11 protein-coding genes are annotated in these 12,917 nt (G+C 73.9%); 7 read left to right on the top strand and 4 right to left on the bottom strand.

Features of this window, described 5'->3' with window-relative positions; genetic code table 11:
* Positions 1 to 118: 118 nt before the first annotated feature.
* The gene (locus ACZ62B_RS02215; protein WP_344562190.1) at positions 119 to 547 is read right to left on the bottom strand and encodes a DUF6643 family protein; all 429 of its coding nucleotides are present in this window, start codon (positions 545 to 547) and stop codon (positions 119 to 121) included.
* Between the two features lie 295 nt (positions 548 to 842).
* Between ACZ62B_RS02215 and ACZ62B_RS02210 the strand changes: the two genes are divergently transcribed.
* A complete protein-coding gene (locus tag ACZ62B_RS02210; RefSeq protein WP_344562346.1) occupies positions 843 to 2,117 on the top strand; it encodes a TerD family protein in 1,275 nt (424 codons plus the stop codon).
* A gap of 7 nt (positions 2,118 to 2,124) precedes the next feature.
* Here ACZ62B_RS02210 and ACZ62B_RS02205 read toward each other — a convergent pair whose 3' ends face one another.
* Positions 2,125 to 3,342 carry a glycosyltransferase gene (locus tag ACZ62B_RS02205; protein WP_344562192.1) on the bottom strand — a complete coding sequence of 406 codons (1,218 nt, stop codon included), beginning with the start codon at positions 3,340 to 3,342 and terminating at the stop codon, positions 2,125 to 2,127.
* Positions 3,343 to 3,358: 16 nt separating this feature from the next.
* Here ACZ62B_RS02205 and ACZ62B_RS02200 point away from each other — a divergent pair, with 16 nt between their 5' ends.
* Both ACZ62B_RS02200 and ACZ62B_RS02195 read left to right on the top strand, forming a co-directional pair.
* Positions 3,359 to 4,153 carry a glutamate racemase gene (locus ACZ62B_RS02200; RefSeq protein ID WP_344562194.1) on the top strand — a complete coding sequence of 265 codons (795 nt, stop codon included), beginning with the start codon at positions 3,359 to 3,361 and terminating at the stop codon, positions 4,151 to 4,153.
* A gap of 50 nt (positions 4,154 to 4,203) precedes the next feature.
* Positions 4,204 to 4,737: a hypothetical protein gene (locus ACZ62B_RS02195; protein WP_344562196.1), complete on the top strand. Its 534-nt coding sequence runs from the start codon at positions 4,204 to 4,206 to the stop codon at positions 4,735 to 4,737.
* Positions 4,738 to 4,912: 175 nt separating this feature from the next.
* Here ACZ62B_RS02195 and ACZ62B_RS02190 read toward each other — a convergent pair whose 3' ends face one another.
* A complete protein-coding gene (locus ACZ62B_RS02190) occupies positions 4,913 to 5,956 on the bottom strand; it encodes an O-antigen ligase family protein (RefSeq protein WP_468722529.1) in 1,044 nt (347 codons plus the stop codon).
* A gap of 282 nt (positions 5,957 to 6,238) precedes the next feature.
* Here ACZ62B_RS02190 and lnt point away from each other — a divergent pair, with 282 nt between their 5' ends.
* The 4 genes from lnt (at position 6,239) to ACZ62B_RS02170 (ending at position 11,327) form a co-directional block, all read left to right on the top strand.
* On the top strand, positions 6,239 to 7,852 hold the full coding sequence (gene lnt / locus ACZ62B_RS02185; protein WP_469689146.1) for an apolipoprotein N-acyltransferase: 1,614 nt from the start codon (positions 6,239 to 6,241) through the stop codon (positions 7,850 to 7,852).
* A gap of 64 nt (positions 7,853 to 7,916) precedes the next feature.
* Positions 7,917 to 8,396: an NUDIX hydrolase gene (locus ACZ62B_RS02180; RefSeq protein WP_468722532.1), complete on the top strand. Its 480-nt coding sequence runs from the start codon at positions 7,917 to 7,919 to the stop codon at positions 8,394 to 8,396.
* Positions 8,397 to 8,450: 54 nt separating this feature from the next.
* The gene (locus tag ACZ62B_RS02175) at positions 8,451 to 9,251 is read left to right on the top strand and encodes a 3-hydroxybutyrate dehydrogenase (RefSeq protein ID WP_469689145.1); all 801 of its coding nucleotides are present in this window, start codon (positions 8,451 to 8,453) and stop codon (positions 9,249 to 9,251) included.
* An 87-nt stretch (positions 9,252 to 9,338) separates the two neighbouring features.
* Positions 9,339 to 11,327, top strand: coding sequence for a helix-turn-helix domain-containing protein (locus ACZ62B_RS02170; RefSeq protein WP_468722536.1), 1,989 nt, complete (start codon positions 9,339 to 9,341; stop codon positions 11,325 to 11,327).
* Positions 11,328 to 11,370: 43 nt separating this feature from the next.
* On the opposite strand, the gene ACZ62B_RS02165 is transcribed toward ACZ62B_RS02170, so the two are convergent.
* A complete protein-coding gene (locus tag ACZ62B_RS02165) occupies positions 11,371 to 12,750 on the bottom strand; it encodes an MFS transporter (protein ID WP_469689144.1) in 1,380 nt (459 codons plus the stop codon).
* Positions 12,751 to 12,917: the final 167 nt, after the last annotated feature.

Raw genomic sequence — 12,917 nt, 5'->3', positions numbered from 1 at the left:
GTCCGATTCCCTCCCCAGGGACGGCCGGAGGCGGCCTCGGGGCCTCCGGCGAATCGGGTGCGGACGGGCATGCCCGCGGGGCCGTCGTGCCGTACGGCACCGACAGCCCCGGGCAGGCTCAGTACCCGCGGTACTGCTGACCGTTGTACGGGTCCTGGTAGGGAGCGGGACCCGGCCGCGGAGCCGCGGGGCGCATCGCCTCGTAGCCCGCGGGCGGAACCGGACGCGGCGGCTGCGGCTGGGGGCCGGGGTAGCCGCGCGGCGCGGTCGCCTGCTGCGGGATGTACGCCGCGGGCGCCTGCTGGAGCGGGGCGGGCTGCGGCATCTGCGGGTAGCCGTAGGAGGGCTGGGACGGGGCCGCCGGGAGGGCGGGCAACGCCGAGGGGAGGGCGGGCAGATGACTGGCCGGCGCCTCGTACGCGGCGGGGACCCGGATCGGGGCGATCTGCGGGGTACCCCGCTCGGCCACGAGGGAGTCGTAGATCGGGGTGTCCGGGAAGGCAGCGGAATAGTAGCCGCCGCCATAAGTGGAGCGGGGGGAGGTCATGGCACATAAGTTAAGCCCACGATGTGCTGGTTGGGGAGACCGATAAGAGGGTTGTTTTCCGTGCCCGGCGTGACTGGGGATCCCCAATACGAGCGAACTTATGGAAAACGGGCACATCGGCAGGCGTATTTCGTGTAAAGGCCGAGTTCCGGGCGGGTTACCGGCGGTCGGCCACCGGTTCCCGCGCACTCCCCATGGGAGTTCCCCGCGCGGGGGAATAAGTTGTGCGCACGAACACCGACGGATGCCGGGGCCCGGCCCGGCGCGGCGACCCGTGATGGGGGCGGACATGTCAATGCCGAAGGGATCGAACACACCGGTGCCGACGACGGCACTGCGGGTGGACGTGGGCCGGCGCTCCGGCCCCGGCGTACCCGACGCGGACGCCTCGGCCCTCCTGCTGACCGGCGGGAAGGTCCGCTCCGACGACGACTTCGTCTTCTACAACCAGCCCGCCCACGCCTCCGGCGCCGTACGCCACGAGGGCAAGCGGGACGCGGGAGGGCGGGTCACCGACACCCTGCTCGTCGACCTCACGCGGGTGGAGCCCGGCATCGAGACGGTGATCCTGGCCGCCTCCTGCGACGGCGGCACCTTCGGACAGGTCCAGGACCTGTACATCGAGGTCAAGGACGCCGCGAACGGCACCGTGGCGGCCCGCTTCGACAGCACGGGCGCGACCACCGAGACGGCGTTCGTCCTCGGCGAGTTCTACCGGCGCCAGGGCGCCTGGAAGTTCCGCGCCGTCGGCCAGGGGTACAGCAGCGGACTCGAGGGCCTCGCCACCGACTACGGCATCACGGTGGACGAACCGCGGCACGCCCCCGCGGCACCCGCCGCCCCCACGGCCCCGGTGCCGCCCGTCGCGCCCCCGGTCACCATGCCCCCTCCGGTCGCACCGCCTCCGCCGTCCGCGCCCCCCACGCCGGTCCGGCTGACGAAGGTGACGCTCACCAAGGCGGCGCCCTCCGTCTCCCTGACCAAGCAGGGCGGCACGTCGGGCGCCCTGCACGTGAACCTCAACTGGGAGGTCCGCAAGCAGTTCTCGGGCTGGGCCGGCAAGCTGGGCCGCCCGGTCGCCATGCACTCCGACCTCGACCTCGACCTGTGCGCCCTGTACGAGCTCACCGACGGGCGCAAGGGCGTCGTCCAGGCCCTCGGCAACGCCTTCGGGGCACTGCACCAGCCCCCCTTCATCCACCTGGACGGCGACGACCGCACCGGTGCCGTGAGCAGCGGCGAGAACCTCACCGTCAACCTCGACCACAAACACCTCCTCCGGCGCGTCCTCGTCTTCGTCACCATCTACGAGGGCGCCCGCTCCTTCGCCGACCTGCACGCCACGGTCACGCTCCGGCCGCAGCACGGCGCGCCGATCGACTTCTCCCTCGACGAGTGCACCGTCCCCTCGACGGTGTGCGCGCTCGCCCTGATCACCAACACCGGAGGCGGCGAGCTCGTCGTCCAGCGCGAGGCCCGCTACCTGGTCCCCGAGCGGGGAGTGAGCCCGCAGCGCACCGTCGACCACGCCTACGGATGGGGCATGAACTGGACCCCCGGCCGCAAGTGAGGGCTGTTCACCCCTCGTCCGGCACGGCGTCCGGACGTGCGTAGGTGCGGCCCTTCCAGGCCGCACCGCGCCCCCGGCGGTGCTGCACCGCCGAGTCCACCGTCATCAGGAGGTACAGGAACGCGGTGAACGGCAGCAGGGGAGCGAGCCACAGCGGCTGCCGGCAGTACCGGAGCATCGGCACGTACGTCCCCGACATCACCAGCCAGGCCGCCGCGCCGAGGACCACCGCGGCCCCGCTCCCCGTCACCGCGCCCGCGACCACCGCGACGGGCGGCACCAGATACACCAGCACCAGCCCGGCGACCGTACCGGCCAGCAGCACCGGACTGTGCCGCAACTGCGCGTACGCGCTCCGCGACACCATGCGCCACAGATCGCGCAGCCGCGGATACGGACGCACGCTGTCCACCCGGTCCGCGAGCCCCAGCCAGACCCGTCCGCCGCTCCGCTTCACCGCGCGGGCGAGCGCCACGTCGTCGATGACGGCCCCCCGGATCGCGTCCGGGACCCGCGCCCGCTCGGCCGCCTCGGCGCGCAGCAGCACACAGCCGCCCGCCGCGGCGGCCGTACGGGTCCCCTCCCGCCCGATCCGGCGGAACGGGTACAGCTGCGCGAAGAAGTAGACGAACGCCGGTACGACCAGGCGCTCCCAGAGGCTCGCCACCCGCAGCCGGGCCATCTGCGACACGATGTCGAACCCCCCGGTACGAGCCGCCGCCACCAGCCGGCGCAGACTGTCCGGGGCGTGCGCGATGTCGGCGTCCGTCAGCAGCAGGTACTCGGGGTCACGCGCGCGTGCCAGTCCCATGCCGTGCCGCACCGCCCACAGCTTGCCGGTCCAGCCGGCGGGCGGCTCGCCCGGAGAGCCCACCGTGAGCGGCAGCCCGCCGTGCCGGTCCGCGAGCTCCCGCGCGAGCTCCCCGGTGCCGTCCGTGCTGCCGTCGTCGACGAGGAAGACCTCGGCCCGGCCCGGATAGTCCTGGGCGAGCAGCGAGGGCAGGCTCGCGGGCAGCACCGCCGCCTCGTCCCGCGCGGGGACCACGACACACACCGACGGCCAGGTACCCGGGTCGCGGGACGGCGGGAGCCGCACATCCGTACGCCAGAAGAAGCCCTGGCAGAACAGCAGCCACCACCAGGCGGCGAGTGATCCGGCGGCACTCCACACAATGGCGCTCACCTGCCGCAGTCTGCCCCACGGCAGGGGCCCGAAGCGGCTCATCGTCTATCGTGGCCGGGTGAAGATCGCGCTCATGGACTCCGGAATCGGGCTGCTGGCGGCCACCGCCGCGGTACGGCGGCTGCGCCCCGACGCCGATCTCGTCCTCTCCCTCGACCCCGACGGCATGCCCTGGGGACCCAGGACCCCGGAGGACCTCACCGAGCGCGCCCTCGCCGTCGCCGAGGCCGCCGCCGCGCACCGGCCCGACGCGCTGATCGTCGGCTGCAACACCGCCACGGTGCACGCCCTCACCGCGCTGCGCGCCCGCCTCGAGCCCGGTCTGCCGGTCATCGGCACCGTCCCGGCGATCAAACCGGCCGCGGCCGGCGGCGGACCGCTGGCGATCTGGGCCACACCGGCCACGACCGGCAGCCCCTACCAGCGGGACCTGATCGAGAACTTCGCCGACGGCGTCACCGTCACCGAGGTGCCGTGCTGGGGGCTTGCCGAGGCGGTGGAGCGCGCGGACGAGACGGCGATCGACGCAGCCGTCGCCGCGGCCGCCGAACTCACCCCGGACGACGTGACGACCGTCGTCCTGGGCTGCACCCATTACGAACTGGTCGCCGAGCGCATCCGGGCCGCCGTGCAGCGCCCCGGCCACCCGCCGCTCGCCCTGCACGGCTCCGCCGGAGCGGTGGCCGCCCAGGCCCTGCGCCGCCTCGGCGAGCAGCCCGCCCCCCAGGCGCCGGCGAGCGGCACCCTGACGGTGCTGCTGAGCGGACGCGAGGGCGCGCTGCCCACGGCCGCCCTCACCTACGCGGAGGGCCGGCTGCTGCGGCACGCCGCTGCCGCCCGGACGGCCCAGTAACGCAGCGCCACGCGGTACCCGCGGAGCGGATCCTGAGTAACCTCGAATCCATGAGGGACCACCGCCGCGGCGAGCATGCCCCGTACCCCGAGGTCTGGACCGGTCGCGCGACCAACCGCTTCCAGTGGTTCCTGGCGCTGATCGGCGTCGCCTGCCTGGCGCTCGGCATCGCGCTGGCCGTCGACTCCAAGTGGACGTCCGGCATCGCGCCGCTGGCCATGGCCGTCGTCGGCTGCATCGCCGCCGGGCTGCTGGTCCTGTTCGGCACCCTCGCCTTCGTGCATGTCGCGCTGCGGGTCGACGAGGACCACCTGGAGGTGCGCTGCGGCCACATCGGCGTGCCCCGCCGCCGCATCCCGCTCTCGCACGTCGCGGGCGCGGAGTTCGCCCCGCACGTCACCCCGCGGCACTGGGGCGGCTGGGGGTACCGCTGGCGCCCCGAGAAGGGCACGGCGGTCGTCGTGCGCCGCGGTGAGGGCATCGTCCTGCGCCTGTGGGACGGCCACACCTTCACGGTGACGGTGGACGACGCGGAAGCAGCGGTGACAGTGATCCGAGACCGCCTCCGCCCCCACAAGCACTGACCACACAGCCATGCCGCGTCCCTGCCCTCCGCGGGCAGTCGTGCCTCCCCCGCTCGAGCGAAGCCGAGAATGGGGGAGAAACCGGGAGTGGGGGAGGCACCCCGCAAGCGCCGGGCAGCGCGACTCCCCCCGCGAGCACCGAGTCACCCGCGCGAACACCCCCGTGAGCGCCGAGTCACCCGCGCGGACGCGCATCACGGCGCCCCACGTCCTCCGTGAACGGCCGCGACGTGGCCAGCCCCGCCAGCACCCCGCCCCCCACGGACACCGCCGTGAAGCTCAACGCGTTGCCCACCGCGGCGACGACAGCGAGCACCGTCAGAGAAACCCCCGCACTGAGCACCACCGGCGTCCCCCGAGGACTGCGCCACAACGCGTACAACAGCCACCCGAAGGCCACCCCCAACAGCACCACCCCCACGACCCCCTGCTCCGCCGCCAACTGCAACGGCGCGGAATGCGGTTTGCCGTCCGCCGACGGCGACTGCCCCGACGCCGTGCTCAGCTCCCCGAAACGCCCCGGCCCCACCCCCAGCCACGCATGCTCCCGGACCATGCCGAGCGCGTCCCGCCACAGCCCCACGCGGTGCGCGGTCAGCCGCCCCTCCAGCGACGCTGCGACCCCTTCCGGCACAGCGCCGTCGGCCACCGCCCAGATCAGCCCCGTCACCCCGGAGGCCACCACGGCCAGCCCGGCGAGGGCGGCACCCCGACGCCGTATCCGGCCCACAGCGAGGGAGCACAGCAGCACCGCCGCGCCCGCGACGCACCCGGAGACGGAGCCCAGTACGGCCGCGGCCACCACGACCCCCGCGGCCGGCAGGCACAGCGCGAACCGCACCGCCCGCGCGGAGGCCGCCCAAGCCGCACAGCAGGCGGCACCGGCCGACAGGGCCAGCATCGCGGTCGTCGCGCCGGCGTGCCCCAGCGGAGCGGTGATCTGCGGGCCCGGCGCCAGATGCGGCACCGTCACCGTCAGGCCGACGCCGGCCAGGGCACCCGCGCACGGCGCCGCCACCGGCAGCAGCGCACCGCCGATCCGGCCCGCCGCGTAGCCCGCGGTCACGGCGAGGACCGCGAGCAGCATCCCCTCGGGACGGCCGCCCCGGACCGCCGCCGTGATCAGTGGCCAGGCCGCGCAGGCCCCCAGCACCGCGACCCCCGCCGCGTCCGCACCGATCCGTCTCTCGCCGTCCGCATCCGGACCGGCGGAAGCCATCCCTGTGGAACCCACCCCGCACCCCGCACCACGTCGTCGCCCCCGACCTGTGACGGGCCCCGGCCGCCGCCGGCGCCGCGACGGGCCGCACGACCAGGGCACCGGCACACGGTAACGGCTGGTGCCCGGTTTGGGGATGTGTGGTGACAAGTCGCGAGGAAACGATGCTGCACACAGCCCGCACACAGCCCGCGCACCCGGGGGCGGCGAGGGCCTGCCCGGCCTACCGCACCCCGCCGACCGTGCTGTCGGCCGCCAGGTCACGCGCCGTAGACTCCCGGAGTGACCGTCACCGCAACCTCCGTCGACGAGTCGGACCCGATGCCGCCGCAGACCGCGCCCCCGGCGCGGGGCGGGCGGCTGGTGCGCCTCCTCCCGGCCGCCGCAGCCGCGCTCTCGGGCCTGCTCCTCTACGTCAGCTTCCCGCCGCGCACCCTGTGGTGGCTGGCCCTGCCCGCCTTCGCCGTCTTCGGCTGGGCGCTGCGCGGCCGGAGCTGGAAGGCGGCGCTCGGCCTCGGCTACCTCTTCGGCCTCGGCTTCCTGCTGCCGCTGCTGGTGTGGACCGGTGTGGAGGTCGGGCCCGGCCCGTGGATCGCCCTCGTGGTGATCGAGGCGGTCTTCGTCGCGCTGGTCGGCGCGGGCGTCGCCGCGGTGTCGAAACTCCCCGGGTGGCCGGTGTGGGCGGCGGCGCTGTGGATCGCCGGTGAGGCGCTACGCGCGCGCGTGCCGTTCAGCGGCTTCCCCTGGGGCAAGGTCGCGTTCGGTCAGGCGGACGGCGTCTTCCTGCCGCTCGCCGCGCTCGGCGGCACCCCGGTGCTGGGCTTCGCCGTCGTGCTGTGCGGCTTCGGCCTGTACGAGATCGTCCGGCTGACCCTGCGGGCCCGGCGCACCGGAACCGTACGGCGGGCCGCGGCGGCCGTCGGCGTGCTGAGCGTCGCCGTGCCGCTGGTGGCCGCCTTCGCCGCCCGGTCGCTGGTCAGCGACAAGGCCGAGGCCGGCACCGTGACCGTCGCCGTCATCCAGGGCAACGTGCCCCGCCTCGGTCTCGACTTCAACGCCCAGCGGCGCGCGGTCCTCGACTACCACGCGCGGGAGACGGAGCGCCTGGCCGCCGACGTCGCGGCCGGCAGGGCCGAGCACCCCGACATCGTGCTGTGGCCGGAGAACTCCTCCGACATCGACCCCTTCACCAACCCCGACGCGCGCACCGTCATCGACAGGGCGGCCAAGGCCATCGACGCGCCCATCTCGGTCGGCGGGGTGGTCGACAGGGACGGCGAGCTGCTCAACGAGCAGATCCTCTGGGACCCGGAGAAGGGCCCCGTCGACACCTACGACAAACGGCAGATCCAGCCGTTCGGCGAGTACCTCCCGCTGCGCTCGCTGGTGGGGGCGATCAACGAGAACTGGACGTCGATGGTCAGCCGGGACTTCAGCCGGGGCGGCGAGCCGGGCGTCTTCACCATGAACGGTGCCGGCGTCGGCCTGGTCACCTGCTACGAGGCCGCCTTCGACTGGGCGGTGCGCGACACGGTCACCGCCGGCGCCCAGATGATCTCGGTGCCCAGCAACAACGCCACGTTCGGCCGCAGCGAGATGACCTACCAGCAGCTCGCCATGTCCCGGGTCCGCGCCGTGGAGCACAGCCGCGCCGTCACCGTGCCGGTGACCAGCGGGGTCAGCGCGGTCATCATGCCCGACGGGGAGATCACGCAGAGGACCGGCATGTTCGTCGCCGACTCGCTGGTGCAGGAGGTGCCGCTGCGCACCTCCCGGACCCCCGCCACCCGCCTCGGCATCCTCCCGGAGATCGCCCTCGTCCTGGTCGCCGCGGGCGGACTGGGCCGGCCCGTCGTCGCCGGGGTGCGCGGGCGACGCGCCGGTGACGTGCGGTAGTACGCCCGCCGCACGCCCCCTGAAGCGCCGGGGAGGACCCTGACCGGCCGGTTAGGGTCGGGGCATGGCTACTCCTGACTTCATCCGCACCCTGCGCGCCTCCGCCGGTCATCAGCTCCTCTGGCTCCCGGGGGTCACCGCCCTCGTCTTCGACGACGAGGGCAGAGTCCTGCTGAACCGCCGGACCGACACCCGCAAGTGGTCGGTGATCGGCGGCATCCCCGACCCCGGGGAGCAGCCCGCGGTCTGCGCCGTGCGGGAGGTCGAGGAGGAGACCGGGGTGCGCTGCGCCGTCGAGCGGGTCGTACTGGTCCAGGCGCTGGACCCGGTGACGTACGGCAACGGCGACGTCTGCCAGTACATGGACATCACCTTCCGCTGCCGTGCCCTCGGCGGCGAGGCACGGGTCAACGACGACGAGTCGCTGGACGTCGGCTGGTTCGCCGTGGACGCGCTGCCGGAGCTGAACGAGTTCGCGCACTTCCGGATCAAGCAAGCCATGTCCGACGCACCCACATGGTTCGACCCCACTGGAACTGGCTGAACTGTAGGGCTTGCCCACATGGGGCGCCGTGGGGGTGGTGCCTAGGGTCGAGACATGACCGCGCCCCGTGCCCTTCCGGCCCCCCACGCCACCCCGCTCGACCTCGGTGGCCGTACCGCCCTCGTCACCGGCGCCGCCGGCGGCATCGGCCGCGCCTGCGCGCTGCGGCTCGCGGCCGCCGGGGCCGAGGTCAGAGCCGTCGACCGGGACGCCGCGGGCCTGGAAGCGCTCGCCGAGGCGGCCCGGGACGCCGGGGGCGCCGTCGAGCCGCACGTCCTGGACCTCACCGACCTGGACGCCGCCGAACTCGCCGCCGCCGGCACCGACGTGCTGGTCAACAACGCCGGGCTGCAATTGGTCCGCCCCATCGAGGAGTTCCCGCCCGACGTCTTCCACACGATGCTCACCGTGATGCTGGAGGCACCCTTCCGGCTCATCCGGGGCGCCCTGCCCCACATGTACGGCCAGGGATGGGGCCGCATCGTCAATGTGTCCTCGGTCCACGGTCTGCGCGCCTCCGCTTACAAGTCCGCCTATGTGGCCGCCAAACACGGCCTGGAGGGACTGTCCAAGACCACCGCCCTCGAAGGCGCGCCCCACGGCGTCACCTCCAACTGTGTGAACCCCGCCTATGTGCGCACCCCACTGGTCGAGAAGCAGATCGCCGACCAGGCCCGGACCCACGGCATCCCCGAGGAACGCGTCCTGTCCGAGGTGATGCTGCGGGACAGTGCCGTCCGGCGGCTCATCGAACCGGAGGAGGTCGCCGAGGCGGTGGCCTATCTGTGCGGCCCGCGGGCGTCCTTCGTGACCGGCACCTCACTGGTCCTGGACGGCGGCTGGACCGCGCACTGAGGCACCGGCCACCAGCGGCCGGCCGTCGGCCGACAGAGTTTTCCACAGGCCTGACGGGGCGGCCGAGGGATGAGGAATCCTGTGAGCATGTCCCGCGATCACGTGCAGCCCGCCGAGCGTCCCGCCCTCGCTGCCGGAGCGCCGGGGCGGGCCCGTCCCGACGCCCGTCCCGCCTCCGGCGGCGCCGAGACGCCGTTCCTGGAGCTGCTGGCCCGCGGCGCCTCCGCCGAGGCGTACGAGCAGCCGGTGCTGCTCGCCCGCGCCGAGGGACTGCCCGCCGAGCGGATCGCCGCCCTCCAGCAGGCCAAGGTGCTCGCCCTGCGGGTGCGCGCGGAGCTGGAGGGGCGCCGCCGCCGGGAGGCCGAGCTGTCCGCCCTCTTCGAGACCGCCCACGACCTCGCCGGACTGCGCGACCTGGACGCCGTGCTCCAGGCGATCGTGCAGCGCGCCCGCTCCCTGCTCGGCACCGACGTGGCCTACCTCAGCCTGAACGACCCGGTCAGGGGCGACACCTACATGCGGGTCACCGAGGGCTCGGTCGCCGCCCGCTTCCAGCAACTGCGCCTCGGCATGGGGGAGGGGCTCGGCGGCCTCGTCGCCCAGACCGCCCGCCCCTACGTCACCGACGACTACTTCCGCGACGACCGCTTCCAGCACACCCACAGCATCGACACCGGCGTGCGGGACGAGGGACTCGTCGCCATCCTCGGCGTGCCGTTGATGCTGGGGCACCACGTCATCGGCGTCCTGTTCGCCGCGGACCGGCGGGCCAGGGTCTTCGAACGGGAGCAGATCGCCCTGCTCGGTTCCTTCGCCGCCCTCGCCGCGGCCGCCATCGACACCGCCAACCTGCTCGCCGAGACCCGCTCGGCCCTCGCCGGCCTGGAACGCGCCAACGAGATCATCAAGGACCGCAGCGCGGTCATCGAGCGCGCCTCGGACGTCCACGACCGGCTGGCCGAGCTGGTCCTGCGCGGCGGCGGGGTGCACGACGTGGCCGCCGCCGTCTCCCAGGTCCTGGACGGCACGGTCGAGTTCACCGAGGCCACCGCGGCCCCCGCCCAGGCCCTGGAGTCCTCACGGGCGGAAGGCCACGCGGTACGGCACCGGGACGACTGGATCGCCGCGGTGGCCGCCGGCGACGAACTCCTCGGCGCGCTGGTCCTGCGCGGCCACCCCGGCCTCGACCCCGTCGACCAGCGCACGCTGGAACGCGCGGCCATGGTCACCTCACTCCTGCTGCTCGCCCGCCGCTCCGCCGCCGAGGCCGAACAGCGCGTCCGCGGCGAGCTGCTCGACGACCTGCTCGACGCCCGCGACCGCGACCCCCGCCTGCTGCGCGAGCGCGCGGACCGGCTGCGCGCCGACCTCGACGCCACCCACGCCGTGCTCGCCGCCCGCCTGGAGGGACCCGCCGCCGACGCCGACGAGGAGGCGGACGCCCGCAGACGGCTGTGGGCCGCGGCCTCCCACCTCGCGGCCACCCGGCAGGGCCTCGCCGCCGCACGTGACGGCGGCACCGTCCTGCTGCTGCCCCTCGCCCCCGGCGACACCGCCACAGAGCTGGCCCGCCGCACCGCCCGCCACCTGGGCACGGCCGTCCACGAACCGGTCACCGTCGGCGCGTCCGCCCCGGTCGAACACCTCACCGCCCGCCCCGACACCGTGGCGGCGGCCTACGCGGAGGCCCGCCGCTGCCTGGACGCCCTCCGCCTCCTCGGCCGCGCCGGTGACGGCTCCGCCGCCGAGGACTTCGGCTTCCTGGGGCTGCTGCTGGCCGGCGAGCGGGACATCGCCGGCTTCGTGACCCGCACCATCGGCCAGGTCGTGGCGTACGACGAACGACGCGGCACCGAGCTGCTGCGCACCCTCGACGCCTACTTCGCCTGCGGCATGAGCCCCGCCCGCACCAAGGACGAACTGCACGTCCACGTCAACACGGTCGCCCAGCGGCTGGAACGCGTCGGCCGCCTCCTCGGCGACGACTGGCAGGGCCCGGCCCGGGCCCTGGAGATCCAGCTCGCCCTGCGCCTGCACCGCCTGTCCGCGGGAACGCCGCCTCCCGCACGGCACTGACCCCCGTACGCGGGGCGTGTACGGGGGCCGGTGCCGTGCGGGATCAGACGGTGCGCGCGTCCTGGGCCGCCTCGACCGGTCCGTCCGCGTCACCCGACGGGTCCGCGTCCGACAGGTCCCGGTGCCGGGTCTCCTCGGCGGCCGCCACGGCGACGACCGTCAGCAGGCTCGCCGCGATGACGTAGAGCGCGATCGGCGTGGAGCTGCCGTGGTCCGAGAGCAGCGCGGTGGCGATGAGCGGCGCCGGCGCACCCGCGGCGACGGAGGCGAACTGGGCGCCGATGGAGGCACCGGAGTAGCGCATCCGGGTCGCGAACATCTCGGAGAAGAAGGCGGCCTGCGGCGCGTACATCGCCCCGTGCAGTACCAGACCCACGGTCACCGCCAGCAGCAGGCTGCCGAAACCGCCGGTGTCGATCAGGGCGAAGAACGGGAACATCCACAGCCCCACCCCGACCGCGCCGATCAGATACACCGGACGCCGGCCGAGCCGGTCGGACAACGCGCCCCAGCCCGGGATGACGGCGAAGTGGATCGCCGAGGCGATGAGCACCGCGTTGAGCGCGGTCTGCTTCGAGACCCCGGCGGACGTGGTCGCGTACACGAGGATGAACGCGGTGATCACGTAGTAGCTGATGTTCTCCGCCATACGTGCCCCCATCGCCACCAGCACATCACGCCAGTGGTGCCGCAGGACCGCCACGACCGGCATCCGTTCGGCGCCCGAGTCCGCCTTGCGGGCCTCGGCCCGCTCCAGCGCCTGCTTGAACACCGGCGACTCGTCGACAGAGAGACGAATCCACAAACCCACGATCACCAGCACCCCGGACAGCAGGAACGGGATCCGCCACCCCCACGCCTCGAACGCGGAGTCCGACAGCACGGCGGTCAGCAGCGACAGCACACCGGTCGCCAGCAACTGCCCCGCCGGCGCGCCGGTCTGCGGCCACGAGGCCCAGAACCCGCGCCGCCGCGCGTCCCCGTGCTCGGACACCAGCAGCACGGCACCGCCCCACTCACCGCCGAGCGCGAACCCCTGGACCAGCCGCAGCACGGTGAGCAGCACGGGCGCGGTGCTGCCGATGGTCGCGTGGGTGGGCAGCAACCCGATCGCGAACGTCGCCCCGCCCATCATCAACAGGCTCAGCACCAGCAGCTTCTTGCGCCCGAGCCGGTCCCCGTAGTGCCCGAAGACCAGCGCGCCGAGCGGCCGCGCGGCGAACCCGACGGCGTACGTCAGGAACGACAGCAGCGTGCCGACCAGCGGATCGGAGTCCGGGAAGAACAGCTTGTTGAAGACGAGCGCGGCGGCGGAGCCGTAGAGGAAGAAGTCGTACCACTCGATGGTGGTGCCGATGAGGGACGCGGCGACGATGCGCTTGAGGTTGTTCGGGGCTGGTGGAGCGGTTGCGGGCGACGACATCGGCACCACTTCCTGGGGTGTGACGGGGACGTTTGCGTGTCGCCACACCGTAGGAATCCGCAGGTCAGGCGCACATGTGGCGGGGCAACATAGTTCGGGGGTCGGCTATGCGTGCGGCCACCATGCCGACTCGTGGAAAGGCGGTTCAGGAGATCGGTGGTGGTCGA

The sequence above is a fragment of the Streptomyces sp. NPDC053426 genome (genome assembly GCF_055585405.1).
This window is presented reverse-complemented; position numbering and strand designations above follow the sequence as displayed.

What these genes read in the sequence shown, in the direction of transcription:
- ACZ62B_RS02175 (WP_469689145.1), top strand. Translation starts at nt 8,451, where the DNA reads ATGACCGCGCCCCGTGCCCTTCCGGCCCCCCACGCCACCCCGCTCGAC.
- ACZ62B_RS02190 (WP_468722529.1), bottom strand. Translation starts at nt 5,956, where the DNA reads ATGGCTTCCGCCGGTCCGGATGCGGACGGCGAGAGACGGATCGGTGCG.
- ACZ62B_RS02180 (WP_468722532.1), top strand. Translation starts at nt 7,917, where the DNA reads ATGGCTACTCCTGACTTCATCCGCACCCTGCGCGCCTCCGCCGGTCAT.
- ACZ62B_RS02195 (WP_344562196.1), top strand. Translation starts at nt 4,204, where the DNA reads ATGAGGGACCACCGCCGCGGCGAGCATGCCCCGTACCCCGAGGTCTGG.
- ACZ62B_RS02170 (WP_468722536.1), top strand. Translation starts at nt 9,339, where the DNA reads ATGTCCCGCGATCACGTGCAGCCCGCCGAGCGTCCCGCCCTCGCTGCC.
- ACZ62B_RS02165 (WP_469689144.1), bottom strand. Translation starts at nt 12,750, where the DNA reads ATGTCGTCGCCCGCAACCGCTCCACCAGCCCCGAACAACCTCAAGCGC.
- ACZ62B_RS02215 (WP_344562190.1), bottom strand. Translation starts at nt 547, where the DNA reads ATGACCTCCCCCCGCTCCACTTATGGCGGCGGCTACTATTCCGCTGCC.
- ACZ62B_RS02205 (WP_344562192.1), bottom strand. Translation starts at nt 3,342, where the DNA reads ATGAGCCGCTTCGGGCCCCTGCCGTGGGGCAGACTGCGGCAGGTGAGC.
- ACZ62B_RS02210 (WP_344562346.1), top strand. Translation starts at nt 843, where the DNA reads ATGCCGAAGGGATCGAACACACCGGTGCCGACGACGGCACTGCGGGTG.